Source organism: Candidatus Mycolicibacterium alkanivorans (assembly GCF_022760805.1).
GTDB lineage: Bacteria > Actinomycetota > Actinomycetes > Mycobacteriales > Mycobacteriaceae > Mycobacterium > Mycobacterium alkanivorans.
The window spans coordinates 17,957-39,933 of record NZ_JAIVFL010000001.1; the positions used below are offsets into that span (position 1 = coordinate 17,957).

The 21,977-nt window shown below is 63.6% G+C and carries 15 protein-coding genes and 7 pseudogenes; 17 read left to right on the plus strand and 5 right to left on the minus strand.

Going from position 1 to position 21,977, the window contains the following annotated elements:
* Positions 1-402 precede the first annotated feature (402 nt).
* Positions 403-657, minus strand: a complete 255-nt coding sequence (locus K9U37_RS00125) for a hypothetical protein (RefSeq protein WP_243073483.1) — start codon at positions 655-657, stop codon at positions 403-405.
* A 154-nt stretch (positions 658-811) separates the two neighbouring features.
* Here K9U37_RS00125 and K9U37_RS00130 point away from each other — a divergent pair, with 154 nt between their 5' ends.
* The 4 genes from K9U37_RS00130 to K9U37_RS00145 all read left to right on the plus strand — a co-directional run bounded on the left by K9U37_RS00130 (position 812) and on the right by K9U37_RS00145 (position 2,770).
* On the plus strand, positions 812-1,054 hold the full coding sequence (locus tag K9U37_RS00130) for a hypothetical protein (protein WP_243069982.1): 243 nt from the start codon (positions 812-814) through the stop codon (positions 1,052-1,054).
* A gap of 15 nt (positions 1,055-1,069) precedes the next feature.
* The gene (locus tag K9U37_RS00135) at positions 1,070-1,261 is read left to right on the plus strand and encodes a hypothetical protein (RefSeq protein WP_243069983.1); all 192 of its coding nucleotides are present in this window, start codon (positions 1,070-1,072) and stop codon (positions 1,259-1,261) included.
* A gap of 19 nt (positions 1,262-1,280) precedes the next feature.
* Entirely contained in the window at positions 1,281-1,925 is a 645-nt protein-coding gene (locus K9U37_RS00140) for a class I SAM-dependent methyltransferase (protein WP_243069984.1), read from the plus strand.
* 335 nt (positions 1,926-2,260) lie between these two features.
* Positions 2,261-2,770, plus strand: a complete 510-nt coding sequence (locus K9U37_RS00145) for a helix-turn-helix domain-containing protein (RefSeq protein WP_243069985.1) — start codon at positions 2,261-2,263, stop codon at positions 2,768-2,770.
* A gap of 234 nt (positions 2,771-3,004) precedes the next feature.
* On the opposite strand, the gene K9U37_RS00150 is transcribed toward K9U37_RS00145, so the two are convergent.
* Positions 3,005-4,402 (minus strand): IS1380 family transposase, encoded by a 1,398-nt coding sequence (locus tag K9U37_RS00150; protein ID WP_243069986.1) that lies wholly within the window; start codon positions 4,400-4,402, stop codon positions 3,005-3,007.
* A gap of 152 nt (positions 4,403-4,554) precedes the next feature.
* Here K9U37_RS00150 and K9U37_RS00155 point away from each other — a divergent pair.
* The 6 genes and pseudogenes from K9U37_RS00155 to K9U37_RS19820 form a co-directional block, all read left to right on the plus strand.
* Positions 4,555-5,151: pseudogene (locus K9U37_RS00155) on the plus strand (IS1634 family transposase); the annotation flags it as partial.
* Between the two features lie 602 nt (positions 5,152-5,753).
* Entirely contained in the window at positions 5,754-7,214 is a 1,461-nt protein-coding gene (gene ltrA / locus K9U37_RS00160) for a group II intron reverse transcriptase/maturase (protein ID WP_243069987.1), read from the plus strand.
* A 116-nt stretch (positions 7,215-7,330) separates the two neighbouring features.
* Positions 7,331-8,365: pseudogene (locus K9U37_RS00165) on the plus strand (IS1634 family transposase); the annotation flags it as partial.
* Between the two features lie 158 nt (positions 8,366-8,523).
* Positions 8,524-9,783 carry an ISL3 family transposase gene (locus K9U37_RS00170; protein ID WP_243069988.1) on the plus strand — a complete coding sequence of 420 codons (1,260 nt, stop codon included), beginning with the start codon at positions 8,524-8,526 and terminating at the stop codon, positions 9,781-9,783.
* Positions 9,784-9,927: 144 nt separating this feature from the next.
* Entirely contained in the window at positions 9,928-10,902 is a 975-nt protein-coding gene (locus tag K9U37_RS00175; RefSeq protein WP_252393909.1) for a transposase, read from the plus strand.
* Positions 10,903-10,993: 91 nt separating this feature from the next.
* Positions 10,994-11,329, plus strand: coding sequence for a transposase (locus tag K9U37_RS19820; protein ID WP_504871051.1), 336 nt, complete (start codon positions 10,994-10,996; stop codon positions 11,327-11,329).
* A gap of 420 nt (positions 11,330-11,749) precedes the next feature.
* Here K9U37_RS19820 and K9U37_RS20280 read toward each other — a convergent pair.
* Positions 11,750-11,977, minus strand: a pseudogene (locus K9U37_RS20280) (helix-turn-helix domain-containing protein); the annotation flags it as partial.
* Positions 11,947-12,381, minus strand: a complete 435-nt coding sequence (locus K9U37_RS00180) for a hypothetical protein (RefSeq protein WP_243069989.1) — start codon at positions 12,379-12,381, stop codon at positions 11,947-11,949. The pseudogene K9U37_RS20280 and the gene K9U37_RS00180, both read right to left, overlap by 31 nt.
* 310 nt (positions 12,382-12,691) lie before the next feature.
* Here K9U37_RS00180 and K9U37_RS00185 point away from each other — a divergent pair, with 310 nt between their 5' ends.
* The 7 genes and pseudogenes from K9U37_RS00185 to K9U37_RS00210 all read left to right on the plus strand — a co-directional run.
* The gene (locus K9U37_RS00185; RefSeq protein WP_243069990.1) at positions 12,692-14,089 is read left to right on the plus strand and encodes an IS1380 family transposase; all 1,398 of its coding nucleotides are present in this window, start codon (positions 12,692-12,694) and stop codon (positions 14,087-14,089) included.
* A 433-nt stretch (positions 14,090-14,522) separates the two neighbouring features.
* On the plus strand, positions 14,523-15,641 hold the full coding sequence (locus K9U37_RS00190; RefSeq protein ID WP_243069991.1) for a glycosyltransferase family 4 protein: 1,119 nt from the start codon (positions 14,523-14,525) through the stop codon (positions 15,639-15,641).
* A gap of 99 nt (positions 15,642-15,740) precedes the next feature.
* Positions 15,741-15,891, plus strand: a pseudogene (locus K9U37_RS20640) (ISL3 family transposase); the annotation flags it as partial.
* Between the two features lie 231 nt (positions 15,892-16,122).
* Positions 16,123-16,719, plus strand: a pseudogene (locus K9U37_RS00195) (IS1634 family transposase); the annotation flags it as partial.
* Between the two features lie 602 nt (positions 16,720-17,321).
* On the plus strand, positions 17,322-18,782 hold the full coding sequence (ltrA, locus tag K9U37_RS00200; RefSeq protein WP_243069987.1) for a group II intron reverse transcriptase/maturase: 1,461 nt from the start codon (positions 17,322-17,324) through the stop codon (positions 18,780-18,782).
* Between the two features lie 116 nt (positions 18,783-18,898).
* Positions 18,899-19,933, plus strand: a pseudogene (locus K9U37_RS00205) (IS1634 family transposase); the annotation flags it as partial.
* An 18-nt stretch (positions 19,934-19,951) separates the two neighbouring features.
* A pseudogene (locus K9U37_RS00210) lies at positions 19,952-20,536 on the plus strand (ISAs1 family transposase); the annotation flags it as partial.
* Positions 20,537-20,751: 215 nt separating this feature from the next.
* On the opposite strand, the gene K9U37_RS00215 reads toward K9U37_RS00210, so the two are convergent.
* A complete protein-coding gene (locus K9U37_RS00215; protein ID WP_243069992.1) occupies positions 20,752-21,936 on the minus strand; it encodes an oligosaccharide repeat unit polymerase family protein in 1,185 nt (394 codons plus the stop codon).
* Positions 21,937-21,977: the final 41 nt, after the last annotated feature.

Genomic DNA, 21,977 nt, shown 5'->3' on the forward strand with positions numbered 1-21,977 from the left:
TCCTCAGTCGCGAACGGATGCCTCAGTGTTGCACCAAATGCATCCTGGCAGCGGGATGTCGAGCATCAACGCAGCTCAGGAGGCGTGTCGAGTGACAGCCCGACCGACATCTGCGTCGCCAGCGAATACCCAGATCGACGCTGTCACAACGTTCTGCCGGGCTGCTGAATGATGCATCTGATGCAATTCCGCGCATTTTCAGGGCGGTGGCGTAGGTGTGACTTGTCTCCGCAGTGACCGTATGCGGTCGGGTTCATGTTGCGATTGAACTCGGCAGATTCTGATGCCTGGTTCGCAATGCGATTCGCCGAGTGTGTAGCGATAAGGACGGCTCGCCTGTGACGGATGTCACTGTGGTGAGTTCGGGTCATAAGGCGACATAGGACTCCGGTCGGCAAGTCGCTATCCCGATTGGTGTGACTTCCTCGCAGGGTCATGCGTTTCGAGCCACGTGTGGATTCGTTCGGCTGCGGCTGCCCATCCGGGCTCGAGCATCATGTCGTGCGCCATGTCGGGAAACAGTTCTGCCTCGGTGCGGTATGCGCGCGCCGTTGCGCGCACTTCCCTTTGAAGAAACGGCATGCTCTCCGGAATCACCGGCCGGTGCTCGACACCCCAGGACTGCCAGCCCTGCGACGAGAAGAAGCTCAAGATCACGAGCGGTCACATTAGAAACGCCACACGCCGTCATGCAACAACCAAACGCGCATGCCGCCTGACCCTTTCGAGCTAATCGCAACACGGGAACTAAGCAGGGATAATGGGGTCTGTAAGTTGAACGGTGTAACTCCTGAGGAAGAAGGAGAGCACTGTGACTGATGTGATTGTGGAGGAGAAGGTCCTCGAGGCACCCGATGGGCAGGGCGTGGTCGGGCTGGACGACCTCGACGAGCAGCTGATCGGGCAGCTGGTGGATCGGGCCCGTTCGGAAGGGCTGCGGCTAACCGGCGAGGACGGCCTGCTGGGCCTGCTTGACCACGCGGTCGACGCCGGCGGGACGCTGCGCCGCGCCTGCCACGAGCTGGGGCTGGGCGAGGTGCGTGCGCACCGCTGAATCGCGCGGCGCGCCGTGGGGCAGTTGGTCGACAAGGCGCCGGGCGGGTCGCCGATGCATGGGCTGCTCGACGCCGAGGCGGCCGAGATCCTGGCCCTGTTCGACGAGTGGGGCGAGATCGACCGCTCGCATCGCAAGCTTGCTCACCGCGGCTCCTACCTGCACCGGGCGCGGGTGTCAAAGGCCTTACGTGCGCGGTGCGGATGACGCGACTAGTGTTAAGCGGGTGGACAAGCTAACCAGCCTCGCTGTCGATGCGACCAGCCACACCTCGTTCTCGGCGCGCGCACGCCATCGGCGGTGGATCAAATTCGTCGAGACATTCCCTGCAATCGCCGACATGGAGGTCCTTGATCTAGGTGGAACGCCGGACTACTGGGAGTCGGCTCCGTTGAAGCCTAAGCATGTGACACTTGTCAACTTGCGTTCGCTTCCTAATACAGATTCGGTCAACGCGGTCTGCGGGGACGCTTGTGCCCCTCCGGATAACGTCATCGGCCGCAACTACGACTTAGTCGTTTCGAATAGCTTGATCGAGCATGTCGGGGGACATGCGCAACGAGTTCGATTGGCGGATGTGATCCACGGAGCAGCGCGGCATCATTGGGTTCAAACTCCTTACAGATACTTTCCAATTGAGCCGCATTGGTTATTTCCAGGACTTCAATTTCTGCCGTTCAGCGCCCGTGTAGGGATTACGACACGATGGAAGTCCGGACATCGCTTCACGAGGAACCGCCAGCAGGCAATAGATTCAGTTCACGAGGTAGATCTCATCGGTATTACTCAAATGGCTGACTACTTCCCCGACTCGGCAATATGGCGAGAGAAGTTCGGCGGTCTTGTGAAATCGATCGTCGCGATACGGTAGTCGCCGTATGACGTGTCCGGCGAGAACTTTAATGTGCGGGTTTGCGGAGGCGTGCGTAAGTGAGGTTTTCTCAGTAGTTTCCCCTCTGGAGAGTTGATAGGACGATTGCGGCAGCAACAATGAGGTTTTCTCACTTGGGGCGTGTGAGGTCGGTGTGACTGGAGTCTCCGGCGTGTCGTGAGACCCGACTTAGGACACTGACGCTGGATTTCTGGCTCTCCTGACGTCGATGTGGATCGCCGAGCGTGTGGTATGGGGCAGCGATGGTGAGTGGGGGCGCACGGACGGTGATCTAGGTTCGAAGGCTCTGACCCCAATCGATCCAGGAGCCGTCCGTGCGCGCATCAACCCTACTCAATTCCCTGTTCCATCTGCCCGGTGTGCGGGTCGGCAAGGCTGCCGTGGTGGACGGTGAGCTGCAGGTCACAGTCAGCCTGCGCCGGCGGCGGCTGTGCTGCCCGCAGTGTTCGTTTACCACCCGGCACCGCTATGACACCCGTGAGGTGGACTCATCGTGGCGACATCTGGACATGGGTGGGCGGGTATGCCGGATCGTGTTGCGACGCAGACGGCTGCGCTGCTGCGAGCATGGTGTGTTGGCCGAAGCGGTGCCGTTCGCGCGTCCTGATTCCCGCCACACCCGCGACTTCGAGGATCTGGTGGCGTGGCTGGTCACCAAGGCCGACAAGACCACCGTGAGCACCTTCGCCCGCATCGCCTGGCGCACCGTGGGCGCGATCTGTGAGCGGGTCGCCGCCGAGGTGTTAGACCCCGACCGGCTGTGCGGGCTGGTCGACATCGGCGTCGATGAGATCTCCTGGCGCAAACACCACCGCCTGACTTAGGACACTGACGCTGGATTTCTGAACCGCGTTCGTTTGACCTGGTGTTTTCCTGGTTCGGGGGCACTAGCCTCGATTTTGCGTGCGAATTGGTCGGAGTGCGGTTCGGGGTCGGCTGGGGCTGTTCGGGCGCGGTTTCGGTGGGTGGGTGTGACGGTTTGGCCGGTGTCGCTCGGTGTGGCGGGCTTTCCAGGGCCGGTGGGTCTTTCGGGTCGTGGTGGACGGGTGGTGCGGTGGTCAACCGAAGGCGGTGCGCAGGCGCTGCCATGCGGTGGCGATGGCGTGGGCCCAGCGCCATGTGGCGTCGATGCGCAGGTGGGTGCGTCGGGCGGCGCGGGTGATGCGGGCGGCGACGTGCAGGACGCGGTAGCGGAAGGTGTCGATCTCGCAGCCGGCGATGTCGGGCTGGTCGGCGAAGCCGATGAGTTTGGTCCAGGCCACGAGATCGGTTGCGGTGAGGATGATTTCGAGCCAGGCAGCGTTGGCATCGAAGCCGTGGCAGGGCAGGTTGCGCAGCCCGGTGGTTTTGGCCTCGCGGATGCGGTCCTCGACGCGGGCGTGTTGGCGATGCCGCAGCTCCAGGCCGGCGAGTTGCCCGTCGACGACGCCGTTGGGTGTGTCGGTGATGAAGGCGGTGACCCGCATCCCGTCGGCGTCGGTGAACCGCAGCTGCGCGCCGGGGTGGGGGCGTTCCCTGCGCAGGATCAGCCGGGTGCCCTCGGGCCAGCTGCTCATCTCGACCAGGCCGGTGGCCTCGGCGACCCAGGCGCCGTCGCGGATCGCGCCGCTGGAGTCGATCGCCGGATACCAGGCCTCGGCGAGGTTGAGGGTGTCGACCGCGTCGCGCACGCGGGCGTCGACGGCGAACCCGAACGAGAACCCCACCCCTTGCCTGCGGCATTCGGCGGCGAACTTGTGCGTGGCACCGGCGGAATCCGACCGCACCAGGATCTTGTGGGCGGTGGGATCGTGCGGGTCGGGTCGGTAGGCGGCCGGCAGCGATTCCAGCGCCCAGCCCAACACGGTGATGTGATCGGCGGCGGTGTTGCTGCCGGCGTTGCCCGCTCGCAGCAGCCCGGCCAGCGCTTCGCCGCCGGCGACCTCGGGGCGGTCCAGGAACGCCAGCAGCGGGTGGTGACCGTAGGTCTTCTTCCAGGTCGCGGCCGCGTTCTCCTTGTTGTCGGAATGGTCGATGGTGATGGTGGCGTCGAGGTCGATGTGCAGCCACCTGCCAGCGGCCGGCGCAGCCCCGGCAGCCCACGCCGCCGCCCGCGCATCGCAGCGCGCCGCCCGGATCGCCGGCAGGTGCGCGGCGTCGATCCGCTCGTCGACCAGCCGCCACATCGTGGTCGTCGAGGCGGCCGGACCGAACACGTGCTCACGGTCCCCGCACAACTGCCCGACCCCGTCGATGCAGGTCGCGCCGTCAGCGACCGCCGCGGCGAGATCGGCGAACACCGCCCCCGGCGGGTAGATCCACGGGCCCCGATAGGTGTCGGCCAACGCCGCGGTGACCCCCGCCGACAGCCCGGACAGATCCGCCAGTTCCCGCAGCATCCCCACCCCGGCGTGAGACACGACGCCATGACCATCCGCGGACACTTTCACTCGGGAAACCGCTGCGCTACTCTTCACCTGCGAAGTGCCTTCCAGCCAGGCTAATGGAACCGTTAAGAAGTCCTATTATTCCTTGCAGGACAGGCACTTTCGCGTATCAACACACTCCACCCGGGGCATTGCGCGAAAAATCGAGGCTAATTGGGGCACTAAACGGGTAGGTTCGGGCGGTGGCGTACGTGCGGAAGGTGCGCACCGCCTCGGGAGCAGTCGCGGTGCAGGTGGTGGCGAAATTGCGGGGCCGCCGCGAGATCGTGGCCCATGTCGGATCGGCCCACACCGATGCTGAGCTGGGAATTCTGTTGGAGAAGGCCCGAGTGATAGCCCTCGGCGATCAGGGCCAGCTCGAGTTCGAGGTGCCCGCGCGCACCGAGTCGGTCCAGGAGGTGGCCAATGGGAGCGCCGCGACGCTGTTCGGGCCGCCGGCCAAGCCCAAGGGACTGCCGGTCGGGCCGGGGCGGACGGCGGCGACCAGTTCGCGGCTGCTCTATGAGGCGATCGGCAAAACCTACGACGGGTTGGGCTTTGATGCCGTCGCCGATGAGGTGTTCCGGGACTTGGTGATCGCCCGGGTCGTTGAGCCGACCAGCAAGCTCGATTCTCTTCGGGTCTTGACCGATCTGGGCGCAAACACTGTGTCCTACAGGACTATTCAACGGCACCTGCGTTCTGTCGTCACGGGCAAATACCGGGATGTGATCAGCAAGAAATGTTTCGCGCACTCACGTGAGCGGGGCACGTTGAGTCTGCTGCTCTACGACGTGACCGTGCGCCGTGAGGCGCTTGTTGTTCGAATGGAGGTGAAAGACCTGCATCGAAAGCTCCTGCCGTAGCGGGGGTTTGGAAGCTGGGGGCAGCCTGGCCGGGGAGACGCCCGGTATGGGTGGGAGCAGCCCTGACAAAGCCGTGTTGCGTCAGCACCGCTGGATGGCGTGAGCGCGGCGAGCAATGCCGAAGAGGTATACGTGAGGAACCGGTGTCATCACCTGTCTTGACGTATAACCGCCTCCAACCTGGCGGATATGGGGCGGGCGCGGACGGTTGGCTGTCGGAGTGACGGGCAGTCAGACCGCTCGGGGAACGAGTTACTTTCCTCGGGTGGGGCCGGCGGTGAAGGACTACGGAGTAGCTGCTGGCGGGTGCCGCAGGCAGATAGCCGGGTGCCTCCTTCGGTGAGCGAACAGCAAGTGAACACGGGAAGGTCTCCGGCTTTGCCCGCATGAAATGCGCAGCCAGCGTGTGGATGTCGGGCTGGGTTCGTCGTCGACTGATCGGGTCGGGGGCTGGCGGAGCCGCCGTAGTACTGCGAGTCCGGGAGAGCCGGACACATCGGGAAGGGCGGCAGCGACAATGGATAGGAGGTACTGCGATGGCGCAAGATGCGTCGGTGAACTCCGGCGCCGGGCCTCGGGCAGACACTGCACCGGACCGGGTAGCGCGGACGCAGATCAAGTATCACCGGTGGGCCAAGACCGACCGCACCGCGCGGTTCGGGGACTTGTTCAACCTGGTGTCACACCCGGACTACCTATGGATGGCATGGACGGTGGTGGCACGCAACAAGGGGGCTCGCACCGCTGGGATCGATGGTGTGACTGTGCATCAGATCGAACAGCGTGGCGAGGTCCTGGCGTTCTTGTCTGAGATCGCTGCGACTATCGAAGACGGCTCGTATCGGCCCGCGCCGGTGCGGCGGGTGTTCATTCCCAAGCCGGGTGGCAAGTCTCGCCCGTTGGGGATCCCGACCGTGACCGACCGGGTGGTGCAACAGTCGTTGAAGATGGTGCTGGAACCGATCTTCGAGGCCGACTTCTTGCCGGTCTCTTACGGTTTCCGGCCCAAGCGGCGGGCTCATGACGCGGTCGCCGAGATCCATTACTACGCTTCGCGCGGGTACCGGTGGGTGTTGGACGCCGACATCGAAGGATGTTTCGACCACATCGACCACCGGGTGTTGCTCGCGCGGGTGCGGGCACGGATCGCGGACAAGAAGATCGTGGCATTGGTACGTGCGTTCCTTAAAGCCGGTGTGCTCGATGAGCTTGGCCGTCAGGACAGTACCGATGCAGGAACGCCTCAGGGTGGGATCATCTCGCCGCTGCTGGCCAATATCGCGTTGTCCGCCCTGGACGAGGTGGTCATGGCCCCGTGGCAGCCCGGGGGCGATCAGGCCACGCAGTGGGCTCGTCGCAAACGGGTGCGCCACGGATTGGGCAACTGGCGGATCGTGCGCTACGCCGACGATTTCGTCATCATGACCAACGGCAGCAGAGATGACGTGCTCGCCTTGAAAGAGCAGGTCGCCGAGGTGCTCGGCGGGTTGGGCCTCAGGCTTTCTGAGGCCAAGACCCGTATCACGCACCTTGAGCAGGGGATCGACTTCCTCGGCTTTCATCTCCAATGGAAGCAACGTCGGGGAGGCGGCAAGTGGTACTGCATGACCTTCATCGCCGACAAGGCGTTCCGGTCGATCAAGCAGACCATCCGCCAACTGATCCCACGCCGGTCTCCCCGGCCTCTCACAGCAGTAATTATCGAGGTCAATGCGGCACTACGTGGTTGGACGTACTACTTCCGCCACGCGCTGGCCGGGCGACGGTTCTCCTTCCTGCGGTATTTCACCTGGCGAAGGATCGTTGCCTGGCAGCGCGAACAGCGTCGCTGGAACTGGTCGAAGGTCAAGCGCTGGCTCCGCCGTCCCGACGGTAGTTGGAGGCCCATCGCCACCCCAGACGCGGTCCTGTTCGATCCCACGACAGTGCGGGTCGAGCGTTACTGGTACCGCGGGACGAAGATCCCCAGTCCCTACGACCCGATCATGGCTGCCTGACCGGCATCATCGTCGTGGAGAGCCCGTTGCGCTGAAAGGCGCACGGCGGGTTCGGCGGGAGGCCCGGGGAAACGGAGCAGCAGCAATGCCGCCACCGCGCCCCGGGCCCACCCAACACCCTGTACTTCGAAGCGGAGAACGAAGACGACCTGCGCAAGGTCGGCTACTCCAAGGAACGCCGCGTTGATCCGCAGATCGTGGTCGGTCTGCTGGTCGACCGCACCGGGTTTCCGTTGGAGATCAGCTGCTTTGAGGGCAACACCGCTGAAACCACCACGATCGTGCCGATCCTGCAAGGGTTCCAGAACCGCCACGACCTGGCCGGGGTGCCGATGGTGGTCGCCGCTGATGCCGGCATGTTGTCCTGGACGAATCTGAAAGCCCTTGATGCGTCGGGCTTTTCCTTCATCGTCGGCTCCCGCACTACCAAAGCCCCCGGTGATCTGGCCAGCCACTTCCGCTGGCACGGAAACGCTTTCACTGACGGGCAGGTCATCGACACCGTCACCCCGCGCCGCGGGACGACGGTGGTCAACAACACCAAGCTCAAAGCCGAACCGGTCTGGACTGCGGCCGAGCATCCCAATGCGTGGCGGGCGATCTGGCAGTACAAGACCGCCCGGGCACGGCGTGATCAGAAAACCCTCGACGCCCAAGAAGCCCGCGCCAAAGAGGTCATCGCCGGAGAGAGGAAGGCCAAGGCCACCCGGTTCGTCACCGTCGCCGGCGATCAACGCACCCTCGATGAAGCAAGCCTGACCCGGGCGCGCGCACTGGTCGGGTTGAAAGGCTATGTCACCAACATCGACGCCGCCCAAATGTCGGCCAGCGAAGTGATCGGCAAATACCACGAACTCTGGCACGTGGAACGGTCCTTTCGGATGTCCAAGACCGACCTACGGGCACGACCGATCTTCCACCACGTACGCGAGTCGATCGAAGCGCACCTGAGCATCGTGTTCACCGCCTTGGCGATCTCCCACGCCATCCAAGACAAGACCGGCCTGGCCATCGCCAACGTCGTCAAACAACTCCGCCCGCTACGCAGCGCCACCATCACTATCAACGGCACCAGCCAGACCTTCCCGCCGCAGATCCCCGACGCCCAAGCCGAAATCTTGGCTCATCTCGGAATCGAAACGGGGCACTAAGCAATTGTCCTAAGTCAGGACTGACGCTGGATTTCTGGCTCTCCTGACGTCGATGTGGATCACCGAGCGTGTGGTATGGGGCAGCGATGGTGAGTGGGGGCGCACGGACGGTGATCTAGGTTCGAAGGCTCTGACCCCAATCGATCCAGGAGCCGTCCGTGCGCGCATCAACCCTACTCAATTCCCTGTTCCATCTGCCCGGTGTGCGGGTCGGCAAGGCTGCCGTGGTGGACGGTGAGCTGCAGGTCACAGTCAGCCTGCGCCGGCGGCGGCTGTGCTGCCCGCAGTGTTCGTTTACCACCCGGCACCGCTATGACACCCGTGAGGTGGACTCATCGTGGCGACATCTGGACATGGGTGGGCGGGTATGCCGGATCGTGTTGCGCCGCAGACGGCTGCGCTGCTGCGAGCATGGTGTGTTGGCCGAAGCGGTGCCGTTCGCGCGTCCTGATTCCCGCCACACCCGCGACTTCGAGGATCTGGTGGCGTGGCTGGTCACCAAGGCCGACAAGACCACCGTGAGCACCTTCGCCCGCATCGCCTGGCGCACCGTGGGCGCGATCTGTGAGCGGGTCGCCGCCGAGGTGTTAGACCCCGACCGGCTGTGCGGGCTGGTCGACATCGGCGTCGATGAGATCTCCTGGCGCAAACACCACCGGTATTTGACGCTGGTCTCCGACCACGACAGCGGCACCATCGTGTGGGGCAAACCCGGTAAGGACACCGACACCTTGGGCGCATTCTTCGACGAGCTGCCCGACGGCGGCGCATCCCTGGAGGCGGTGTCGATGGACATGGGACCGGCCTACGCCAAAGCCGTGCGCGAGCGGGCACCAGCGGCGGTCATCTGCTTTGATCCCTTCCACGTTGTCAAAGTCGTCACCGATGCGCTTGAGGCGGTGCGCCGCCAGGTCTGGCAGGCCGCCCGTGCGCTGCCCGACCAGCAGATCGCCAAAACCTTCAAAGGGGCGCGCTGGGCGCTGCTGAAAAACCCCGCCGACCTCACCGACACCCAGGCCCAAACCCTACGGGAAATGAAACGCAGCGGTGGAATGCTTTGGCGCGCCTACCAACTCAAAGAAGCGCTGCGCGAAGTCTTCGCCGGCGACCTGGATGCCGGCACTGTCGGCGAGCTCCTCGACCGCTGGTGCGCACGCGCCCAGCGCAGCCGCATCCCCGAGTTCATCAAAGCCGCACGTACCATCCGCAAACACCGCGCCGGCATCGACGCCGCTATCGACCGCGGACTGTCCAACGGCCGCCATGAAGGGCTCAACACCAAGGTTCGACTGCTCATCCGCCGCGCCTACGGCTTCCACAGCGCCCAGGCCGCGCTAGCACTTGTTCTCCTGGCGTGCGGACCCGTCACCCTCGGACTCCCATACCACACCCAGGGTCATCCACATTCACGTCAATAGAGCCGAAAGTAACACTACGACAACCAGTTACACCGTTAACTTGACAGTCTCTGGTGGGGTGTCGTGAACGCGAAAAGTGCACTCGCGCTGGGATAATGGGGTTTCTTGAGGACTCCGAACCGGCAGAACGGGTGCACTTCTCAGATGCAGACTACCAACTGGTCCCGGGACCTCGGCGTCGAAGTCCGTGGCGATGACGTCGTGTCGCACACCGGCAGTGTGATCGTGCGGATGCTCGCCGATAAGACAGGCTTGACCAGCGCGTTGTCCGGTGCGTTGGCGCGTCCGGAGGTGATTTGGGATCGGGGCGCGGTCTTCCGCGATTTGGCGGTGACCATCGCCGATGGTGGGACCCACATCTGCGATCTGGCAGTTCTGGGTAACCAGCAGCGGGTCTTCGGGCCTGTCGCCTCGACGTCCACGATGTGGCGGGCACTCAACGAGATCGACACGAAAGGATTGACCGGGATCACCGCGGCCCGTAACAAGGTCCGACGCAAAGTGTGGGAGCTGATCGTGGACCGACACGGGATGATCCCGCCGGTGCAAACCTGTTATGGCGACCTCGGCGAGGTGATCGGCATCCGCATCGACGCGACCCTGGTCAATTCGTATTCGGACAAGCAGTTGGCCAGCGGGAACTTCAAGGGCGGGTACGGTTTTCACCCGTTGACATCGTGGTGCGACAACACCGGGGAGTCCCTGGCGATCATGGCACGGACCGGCAGCGCGGGCTCCAATACCGCCGCGGACCACATCGCGATCATCGACGCGTCGATCGCGGCGTTGCCGGTCAAGCATCGCCGCCGCCTGCTGATCACCATCGACGGTGCCGGCTCAACCCACGACGTCCTGGACCACCTCACCGCGCTCAACGCCCGCCGCGGATACACCGTCGAATACTCCGTGGGTTTCGACCTCGACGCCCGGGTTCGCGGCGCGATCACCGCGATGCCCGAAGACGTGTGGTCTGATGTCCTCGACCCCACCGGTAAGGCCCGCGACGACCACTCGGGCGTCGCGGAGATCACCGGCCTGCTGCGCCACAGCCGCGGCGGCGACCGACTCGCCGGGTGGCCCGACGACATGCGGGTGTTCGTGCGCCGCGAACCGATCTGAGCACGGCACCCAACTGTCACTGTTCGAGCAGCACAACGGATACCGCTACCAGCCGTTCGCGACCAACACCGGCACAGGTCAGGCCCAGCGTATCGAGGCCCGTCACCGCGTCCACGCCCGCGTCGAGGGCTACATCCGCTGCGCAAAGGACACCGGCCTGGCCTCATGGCCGTCCACCTCGTTCGACATCAACCAGGCCTGGGTCAGCGCCGTGGCGATCGCGATCGACCTGCTGTGCTGGACCCGACTGCTGCTGCTCGAGGGCCCCCTGGCCGACGCCGAGCCCAAGACCCTGCGATACCGGCTGCTGCACACCGCGGCACGCATCATCAAACGCGCCCGCAAACAGATCCTGCGCATACCCCAAACCTGGCCCTGGGCCACCGAACTCGAAACCGCGTTCGGCCGCGTCCTGGCCATCCCCTAACCAGCCGGACCTACCCGAACGGCCCAGGAAGGAGCCAAACAACCACCAAGTGAACCTGGGAAATGAGTTGCCAGCCGGAAGGGCGTCGGAGGCGGTCGTAGTACTGGTTGAGCCGAGCGGACAGCACAACCGCCGGTGAGGGAAGGACCGCTGCTTCGTCGATGCGTATCGCGTGTAGTGGAGGCCTCGATTTTTCACGGGGCTACGGCTGGCGCGTGAGCTGGGCCGGGTGATCGTTTTGGGTGTGGGTTCCGGGGGTTGCGGGTCGGCGTAGTCGCCGCATGTCGCGCGGGTTGCGCCGGGTTCCACTGTCCCAATGGTGATGTAGTCCTGTCCTTTCCCGGCCGCCTTCTCATCGACCCCGACACGGGCCGGTACGTTCAGCGGTTTGGCGGCCAGGCCGCGGGCCACGGCACGGTCCATCAGGTGCCACGCCTCGTCCCAGCTGATACCCAGCAGCTTGGCGGCGGAGGCTACGTCGCAGGCGGCGAGCACGTCAATGGCCAGCCGCACGAACAACGTCGTGAACCGCGAGTGCGGCCCGGCCCACGGCAACCCAACCTGACGCACCCCGTGTTCGGGACAGTGCACCCGCGGCGGACTTGCATGCAGGAAGGTCAATAACGCACACGAGTCCAAAGCCGCCACGCCCGCTCAGCCGAGTGGTCATAAACCGACAGCACGGCATCGCAATCCGGGCAGGAGAACCGGGTCCGGGCCGGATGCTCAACCCATACGTCGACCCGCCCGTCGGTTGCTGACAGCTCGACCCGCCCCACCTTCCACGGAGTCTCCAGTCCCAGCAGATGGCGGTACAACTCGGTGTCGCGCATACGGCAAATCCTGCCGCTGACGCCCGTCAAACCAAAAACCGGACCCACGCAAAACCCGGAAGCGCCGTTATAGAGCGCCGCGCTCCAGCAACACATTTCGCAGGTCACCGGACCGGGGAGGGCCTCACCAGTTCCCGCCGCCACTATCTGAACGTTCCGAGCCCCATACGCCGGGGAGTTCTTCAGCGCCTGCACTTCCAGGTCTTCAGCGCCTTCCATGGCCTTCGCCCTGATTTCAGGGGCTCGGCACTCCCTGCACCCCACCCAACGGGCGGGACCTCTAACGACGCCGCAGGCTTCGCGTCATGCTACGGACCGCTCAGTCGCTCCCCCTGAAAGGGCTTTCGACACTGGGCTTCGACCTGATCCGTTTCCAAACCAAGCCGCCAGTCTGCTACCGGGCCTCCTAACCTCGATTTTTCGCGCAATGCCCCGGGTGGAGTGTGTTGATACGCGAAAGTGCCTGTCCTGCAAGGAATAATAGGACTTCTTAACGGTTCCATTAGCCTGGCTGGAAGGCACTTCGCAGGTGAAGAGTAGCGCAGCGGTTTCCCGAGTGAAAGTGTCCGCGGATGGTCATGGCGTCGTGTCTCACGCCGGGGTGGGGATGCTGCGGGAACTGGCGGATCTGTCCGGGCTGTCGGCGGGGGTCACCGCGGCGTTGGCCGACACCTATCGGGGCCCGTGGATCTACCCGCCGGGGGCGGTGTTCGCCGATCTCGCCGCGGCGGTCGCTGACGGCGCGACCTGCATCGACGGGGTCGGGCAGTTGTGCGGGGACCGTGAGCACGTGTTCGGTCCGGCCGCCTCGACGACCACGATGTGGCGGCTGGTCGACGAGCGGATCGACGCCGCGCACCTGCCGGCGATCCGGGCGGCGCGCTGCGATGCGCGGGCGGCGGCGTGGGCTGCCGGGGCTGCGCCGGCCGCTGGCAGGTGGCTGCACATCGACCTCGACGCCACCATCACCATCGACCATTCCGACAACAAGGAGAACGCGGCCGCGACCTGGAAGAAGACCTACGGTCACCACCCGCTGCTGGCGTTCCTGGACCGCCCCGAGGTCGCCGGCGGCGAAGCGCTGGCCGGGCTGCTGCGAGCGGGCAACGCCGGCAGCAACACCGCCGCCGATCACATCACCGTGTTGGGCTGGGCGCTGGAATCGCTGCCGGCCGCCTACCGACCCGACCCGCACGATCCCACCGCCCACAAGATCCTGGTGCGGTCGGATTCCGCCGGTGCCACGCACAAGTTCGCCGCCGAATGCCGCAGGCAAGGGGTGGGGTTCTCGTTCGGGTTCGCCGTCGACGCCCGCGTGCGCGACGCGGTCGACACCCTCAACCTCGCCGAGGCCTGGTATCCGGCGATCGACTCCAGCGGCGCGATCCGCGACGGCGCCTGGGTCGCCGAGGCCACCGGCCTGGTCGAGATGAGCAGCTGGCCCGAGGGCACCCGGCTGATCCTGCGCAAGGAACGCCCCCACCCCGGCGCGCAGCTGCGGTTCACCGACGCCGACGGGATGCGGGTCACCGCCTTCATCACCGACACACCCAACGGCGTCGTCGACGGGCAACTCGCCGGCCTGGAGCTGCGGCACCGCCAACACGCCCGCGTCGAGGACCGCATCCGCGAGGCCAAAACCACCGGGCTGCGCAACCTGCCCTGCCACGGCTTCGACGCCAACGCTGCCTGGCTCGAAATCATCCTCACCGCAACCGATCTCGTGGCCTGGACCAAACTCATCGGCTTCGCCGACCAGCCCGACATCGCCGGCTGCGAGATCGACACCTTCCGCTACCGCGTCCTGCACGTCGCCGCCCGCATCACCCGCGCCGCCCGACGCACCCACCTGCGCATCGACGCCACCTGGCGCTGGGCCCACGCCATCGCCACCGCATGGCAGCGCCTGCGCACTGCCTTCGGTTGACCACCGCGCCACACGTCCACCACGACCCGAAAGACCCACCGGCCCTGGAAAGCCCGCCACACCGAGCGACACCGGCCAAACCGTCACACCCACCCACCGAAACCGCGCCCCAACAGCCCCAGCCGACCCCGAACCGCACTCCGACCAATTCGCACGCAAAATCGAGGCTAACAGCTACCCGGACCGGACTCACACCGGCAAGGGACGACGAGCTTACGACAAAGATCACCTACACAAGGTCACCTCCAGTCTGCTGGTCGCGCGAAATTTTGAGGCTAACTTTGACTCGGATCAGGTAGTCCCCGCGAGGTCGTAGGGGTTGGGTTGGCGCATTAGATTAGCTGTCCGCGCGCTACATGGCGTCTGCTCCGCGGGAACGGTCGAGCCCCTGTAATGTTACGATATGTGCCTGTTGCGGTTTGGGGGGAGGGTCATGGAACGCCGACTGATCGTAGAACAGTTTGATCCCGAATGTCCGAGGCCGAGTGGAATAGATACCTGTATTCGTGGCTTAGCGCGCTACTGCCCGCCGAACATTAAATTGCAGATTGCTGGCGTCGACGCACTTGGCAATAAACGACTGGGCGAGTGGGCGGAGTACGATATCGGCGGGCGATCTGTCGAATTCATGCCCGTCGCGCGGTTGGATCCGGGAAATATTCGCAAATCGAGGCCCCATTCCGGCTGGGTCGCATACGGACTACAGAAATATCGCCCCGCAGCTGACGCGGACGTCGTAAACACGCACAGATTGAATTTGGCTGCAATCGTGTTGCGTTTGTATCCGCGCGCTGGCCTTGTCCAATACCTGCATGGCAGCGGTATCGACGATCTCGAGAAGGGAAGCAGATCGATCTTCCGTCACGCGCTCTTTGCATACCGGTGGCTCGAGCGGAACGTCATTCCGCGTGCAGTTGACACAGTGGTGTTCAGCAAGGCTGGAACCGACCGTCTGACATCGCTATATCCTCGGGTGCGGTTTTCCCCTAATTGGTATGACCCTGCGGAGTTCTATCCCTCGCAGTCGGAGGCTGTCGTCAAATCGCGGATCCTTTGGCCAGCCCGTATCGAGCCGCAAAAGAATCCAGAACTTGCCGTGGACGTCATGTCGGCCCTACCTGAGCAATATACGCTGACGGTGGCGGGGAGCGGCGCGCTCGACGCTATGATGCGGCGACGCGCCCAAGCGTCGGGTGCGGCCAAGCGAATACAATTCATCGGCGCAATCCCGAAGTCCAAAATAGGCGCAGTAATGCGTAGCCACGATCTCTTGTTGATGACATCACGCTTTGAGGGTTACCCGTACGCCGTCGTGGAAGGGCTGGCATCGGGACTGCCAGTTGTGACAACACCCGGGGGCGAGCCGAACCGACTGGTTGAGCATGGGGTGAATGGTGCGCGTGTCGACGCAGACTCACCGGAGTTATTCGTGCCTGCGGTGGAGGTCGCAGCCAAAATCTCGGCGCGCGCCGCTCGGGATTCAGTGTCCCGACTGAGCGCTGTGTCACTTGTTCCAGAAGTGCTTACCATTCCGCGGGATGGTAAGGCGTGATTCACGGACCTTTTTGAAAGGGAGGACGTAATGAGTAGCCCTTTCCAGGCCCGCAGCATCCGCCGCTACCGCGACCTGATCTGGAACACCCTCGATCACGGACTGTCCAACGCCGCTCCGAGGCCACCAACACCCACCTGCGGGCATTGACCAAACGCGCCTACGGATTCCACAGCCCCGACGCCCTGATCGGCATGGCGCCATGCTCACCCGAGGCGGTCTCTGCCCAGCACTACCAGGACGGAAATGACCCACTACAACGTCAGTTCAGTAGATCCGAATCAATGAGGGTTTCTCAGTAGTTTCCCCTCTGGAGAGTTGATAGGACGATTGCGGCGGCAACAATCTGGCCAATTCTGGTTGGGCACAGTCTGACCTGACTTAGGACACTGACGCTGGATTTCTGAACCACGTTCGTTTGACCTGGTGTTTTCCTGGTTCGGGGGCACTAATTGGGGCACTAAACGGGTAGGTTCGGGCGGTGGCGTACGTGCGGAAGGTGCGCACCGCCTCGGGAGCAGTCGCGGTGCAGGTGGTGGCGAAATTGCGTGGCCGCCGCGAGATCGTGGCCCATGTCGGATCGGCCCACACCGATGCTGAGCTGGGAATTCTGTTGGAGAAGGCCCGAGTGATAGCCCTCGGCGATCAGGGCCAGCTCGAGTTCGAGGTGCCCGCGCGCACCGAGTCGGTCCAGGAGGTGGCCAATGGGAGCGCCGTAACGTTGTTCGGGCCGCCGGCCAAGCCCAAGGGACTGCCGGTCGGGCCGGGGCGGACGGCGGCGACCAGTTCGCGGCTGCTCTATGAGGCGATCGGCAAAACCTACGACGGGTTGGGCTTTGATGCCGTCGCCGATGAGGTGTTCCGGGACTTGGTGATCGCCCGGGTTGTCGAGCCGACCAGCAAGCTCGATTCTCTTCGGGTCTTGACCGATCTGGGCGCAAACACTGTGTCCTACAGGACTATTCAACGGCACCTGCGTTCTGTCGTCACGGGCAAATACCGGGATGTGATCAGCAAGAAATGTTTCGCGCACTCACGTGAGCGGGGCACGTTGAGTCTGCTGCTCTACGACGTGACCGTGCGCCGTGAGGCGCTTGTTGTTCGAATGGAGGTGAAAGACCTGCATCGAAAGCTCCTGCCGTAGCGGGGGTTTGGAAGCTGGGGGCAGCCTGGCCGGGGAGACGCCCGGTATGGGTGGGAGCAGCCCTGACAAAGCCGTGTTGCGTCAGCACCGCTGGATGGCGTGAGCGCGGCGAGCAATGCCGAAGAGGTATACGTGAGGAACCGGTGTCATCACCTGTCTTGACGTATAACCGCCTCCAACCTGGCGGATATGGGGCGGGCGCGGACGGTTGGCTGTCGGAGTGACGGGCAGTCAGACCGCTCGGGGAACGAGTTACTTTCCTCGGGTGGGGCCGGCGGTGAAGGACTACGGAGTAGCTGCTGGCGGGTGCCGCAGGCAGATAGCCGGGTGCCTCCTTCGGTGAGCGAACAGCAAGTGAACACGGGAAGGTCTCCGGCTTTGCCCGCATGAAATGCGCAGCCAGCGTGTGGATGTCGGGCTGGGTTCGTCGTCGACTGATCGGGTCGGGGGCTGGCGGAGCCGCCGTAGTACTGCGAGTCCGGGAGAGCCGGACACATCGGGAAGGGCGGCAGCGACAATGGATAGGAGGTACTGCGATGGCGCAAGATGCGTCGGTGAACTCCGGCGCCGGGCCTCGGGCAGACACTGCACCGGACCGGGTAGCGCGGACGCAGATCAAGTATCACCGGTGGGCCAAGACCGACCGCACCGCGCGGTTCGGGGACTTGTTCAACCTGGTGTCACACCCGGACTACCTATGGATGGCATGGACGGTGGTGGCACGCAACAAGGGGGCTCGCACCGCTGGGATCGATGGTGTGACTGTGCATCAGATCGAACAGCGTGGCGAGGTCCTGGCGTTCTTGTCTGAGATCGCTGCGACTATCGAAGACGGCTCGTATCGGCCCGCGCCGGTGCGGCGGGTGTTCATTCCCAAGCCGGGTGGCAAGTCTCGCCCGTTGGGGATCCCGACCGTGACCGACCGGGTGGTGCAACAGTCGTTGAAGATGGTGCTGGAACCGATCTTCGAGGCCGACTTCTTGCCGGTCTCTTACGGTTTCCGGCCCAAGCGGCGGGCTCATGACGCGGTCGCCGAGATCCATTACTACGCTTCGCGCGGGTACCGGTGGGTGTTGGACGCCGACATCGAAGGATGTTTCGACCACATCGACCACCGGGTGTTGCTCGCGCGGGTGCGGGCACGGATCGCGGACAAGAAGATCGTGGCATTGGTACGTGCGTTCCTTAAAGCCGGTGTGCTCGATGAGCTTGGCCGTCAGGACAGTACCGATGCAGGAACGCCTCAGGGTGGGATCATCTCGCCGCTGCTGGCCAATATCGCGTTGTCCGCCCTGGACGAGGTGGTCATGGCCCCGTGGCAGCCCGGGGGCGATCAGGCCACGCAGTGGGCTCGTCGCAAACGGGTGCGCCACGGATTGGGCAACTGGCGGATCGTGCGCTACGCCGACGATTTCGTCATCATGACCAACGGCAGCAGAGATGACGTGCTCGCCTTGAAAGAGCAGGTCGCCGAGGTGCTCGGCGGGTTGGGCCTCAGGCTTTCTGAGGCCAAGACCCGTATCACGCACCTTGAGCAGGGGATCGACTTCCTCGGCTTTCATCTCCAATGGAAGCAACGTCGGGGAGGCGGCAAGTGGTACTGCATGACCTTCATCGCCGACAAGGCGTTCCGGTCGATCAAGCAGACCATCCGCCAACTGATCCCACGCCGGTCTCCCCGGCCTCTCACAGCAGTAATTATCGAGGTCAATGCGGCACTACGTGGTTGGACGTACTACTTCCGCCACGCGCTGGCCGGGCGACGGTTCTCCTTCCTGCGGTATTTCACCTGGCGAAGGATCGTTGCCTGGCAGCGCGAACAGCGTCGCTGGAACTGGTCGAAGGTCAAGCGCTGGCTCCGCCGTCCCGACGGTAGTTGGAGGCCCATCGCCACCCCAGACGCGGTCCTGTTCGATCCCACGACAGTGCGGGTCGAGCGTTACTGGTACCGCGGGACGAAGATCCCCAGTCCCTACGACCCGATCATGGCTGCCTGACCGGCATCATCGTCGTGGAGAGCCCGTTGCGCTGAAAGGCGCACGGCGGGTTCGGCGGGAGGCCCGGGGAAACGGAGCAGCAGCAATGCCGCCACCGCGCCCCGGGCCCACCCAACACCCTGTACTTCGAAGCGGAGAACGAAGACGACCTGCGCAAGGTCGGCTACTCCAAGGAACGCCGCGTTGATCCGCAGATCGTGGTCGGTCTGCTGGTCGACCGCACCGGGTTTCCGTTGGAGATCAGCTGCTTTGAGGGCAACACCGCTGAAACCACCACGATCGTGCCGATCCTGCAAGGGTTCCAGAACCGCCACGACCTGGCCGGGGTGCCGATGGTGGTCGCCGCTGATGCCGGCATGTTGTCCTGGACGAATCTGAAAGCCCTTGATGCGTCGGGCTTTTCCTTCATCGTCGGCTCCCGCACCACCAAAGCCCCCGGTGATCTGGCCAGCCACTTCCGCTGGCACGGAAACGCTTTCACTGACGGGCAGGTCATCGACACCGTCACCCCGCGCCGCGGGACGACGGTGGTCAACAACACCAAACTCAAAGCCGAACCGGTCTGGACTGCCGCCGAGCATCCCAATGCGTGGCGGGCGATCTGGCAGTACAAGACCGCCCGGGCACGGCGTGATCAGAAAACCCTCGACGCCCAAGAAGCCCGCGCCAAAGAGGTCATCGCCGGAGAGAGGAAGGCCAAGGCCACCCGGTTCGTCACCGTCGCCGGCGATCAACGCACCCTCGATGAAGCAAGCCTGACCCGGGCGCGCGCACTGGTCGGGTTGAAAGGCTATGTCACCAACATCGACGCCGCCCAAATGTCGGCCAGCGAAGTGATCGGCAAATACCACGAACTCTGGCACGTGGAACGGTCCTTTCGGATGTCCAAGACCGACCTACGGGCACGACCGATCTTCCACCACGTACGCGACTCGATCGAAGCGCACCTGAGCATCGTGTTCACCGCCCTGGCCATCTCCCACGCCATCCAAGACAAGACCGGCCTGGCCATCGCCAACGTCGTCAAACAACTCCGCCCGCTACGCAGCGCCACCATCACTATCAACGGCACCAGCCAGACCTTCCCGCCGCAGATCCCCGACGCCCAAGCCGAAATCTTGACTCATCTCGGAATCGAAACGGGGCACTAAGCAATTGTCCTAAGTCAGGCCAAGCTGATCTGCAGCACCCTGAAATCCCACTACCTGATGACGGTGAAGTCGAATCAGCCCAGCCTGCTGGCCCGCATCAAGGCCATGCCGTGGGCGCAGGTGCCAGTTACCTTCGCCGAGCCGTCCGAACGCGGTCACGGCCGCATTGAAACACGAACACTCAAGACACTGACCGCATCCCGCGGAATCGGGTTTCCCTACGCCAAGCAGATCGCCGAGGTCACCCGTGAACGGGTCGTGACTGCCACCGGTGTTCGCTCGATCGAGACTGTCTATGCCATCTGCAGTGTTGCGTTCGAACAGGCCCCACCCAAGCTGATCGCCTCCTGGCTGCGCCGGCACTGGGGCATCGAGAATTCGGTGCACTGGGTACGTGATGTCAGTTACGACGAGGACCGCTCGACCGTGCGCACCGGCACCGCGCCCCAAACCATGGCCGCTCTACGTAACACCGCCATGAATCTGCACCGCCTCGCCGGAGCCACCAACATTGCCGAAGCCTGCCGCACAACGGCATTCAGCAGCAACAACGCCCTGCAACTCTTCACGAATCCACATATCCCCAGCTCACAGGCATGCTAATCAACAACGCCGGAGCCCTGATCCAAACCCGTTGGTCACACCCGCCACAGCAGCCACGCCGATCACACGGCGATAAATCCCAAGGTCAAAGAGCCGCGCACCAACCTTTCCGGCACCCTGATTAGGAGTCCTGGTCGCGGCCAACCCGGCCTACCGTGAATTTCGAGGCAGGTATTGTCCTGGTCGCGCCGCATCGTTCGATTCCCGTTTCGAATTTAAGCTTGGGAAGCTCTTTCCGGTATGACTACTAAATTATGTTTCGCAGAATTTCTTGCTCGCGTTTCCGCACGGCTCGCCCACCACAACAAGAACAGCGCGCTAGCGATCAGGGGCACGTCCAATATCCCCGAGTGGATATCGAGGAGTAGGAATGTCAATACGTACGCGCTGGCCACACGAGGCGCCCAAGTCAACGACGAAGCCTGCCAAATCCATAGCGACTTTAGCACAAATCCAACCACGAACATCAAGACGAGCACTCCGCCGATACCCCAGTCTACGTACGGCTGACCCAAAATCGACGGTGTAATGGTGATGCCGGGTCGCCCCTCAATATATTCGGCGATTTTGAGGCGAGGCCCCTCTTGTTTTCCCGGGAGCATCGTGGCAAAAGCCGACATGAGCAGTTGGCCGTCCTGGTAATTCCAGGTGTGCGGAAATTTCTGGACCAGAATCGCGAACACCCCGGTCCCCTCGCGGGGCGTCACCCAGACGGGGATGAAGGGCACGTATTCCGCCGGCATGCCCAATCTGAATAGCATACGAAACATGGCTTCTTTTCCAGCGCCAAACCTGTAGAAAGCCAACCAGGACAGGCCATACATCAATAGGCAGCCAAATACCCACCATCTCATCCTCAGCCGCGCCAGACCTAAGTTCCGTGCAGTGAAGAAAAGGGCACCGAGGGGCATAAGGATAAACGTTCTGTAGCCGAGAAGGATGAGCAGCCCTGACCCCAATACACACCAGACGACGAGGTCCCATCGACGATTGGCCAGCGCATGCCCGCCGGTAATGGCGAGAGCCACAATAAAACCGAACATTAGGGTTGTGAGGTATCCCGAGGACCCGAGACGCTGGTCCCCGGCAAGTAGTGGCAGTCCGCCGAGCTGAATCACGATCAGGATCCCAGCGAACGCACCAACGGCCCCCAACAGAACTGCCGTGGGGCGCCATGCAATCACCTCCTGAATGGCAGCCGGCAACCCCGTCGTCGCATTGGATGCGCGTCCCGCTCCAATCAACGTCCGCAGCCAGACGCCCAAACCAAACGCGGCTAAGCCCACCCCAGCGATCCACAGAATGTTCGAACCGACGTGTCCTCTTAGCGGAATGAAGTTGATAGAACCTAATCCGAAGTAAAACGTGTAACCAATGCCAAATAGTGCAGGCCCGCTCAACTGTCGCTGAGGGGCTCGAGGCTCACGGTGGCGCGCTACCT

Coding starts and splice junctions, on each gene's coding strand:
- ltrA (WP_243069987.1), top strand. CDS start 5,754: ATGGCGCAAGATGCGTCGGTGAACTCCGGCGCCGGGCCTCGGGCAGAC.
- K9U37_RS00180 (WP_243069989.1), bottom strand. CDS start 12,381: ATGGAAGGCGCTGAAGACCTGGAAGTGCAGGCGCTGAAGAACTCCCCG.
- K9U37_RS00175 (WP_252393909.1), top strand. CDS start 9,928: ATGCAGACTACCAACTGGTCCCGGGACCTCGGCGTCGAAGTCCGTGGC.
- K9U37_RS00190 (WP_243069991.1), top strand. CDS start 14,523: ATGGAACGCCGACTGATCGTAGAACAGTTTGATCCCGAATGTCCGAGG.
- ltrA (WP_243069987.1), top strand. CDS start 17,322: ATGGCGCAAGATGCGTCGGTGAACTCCGGCGCCGGGCCTCGGGCAGAC.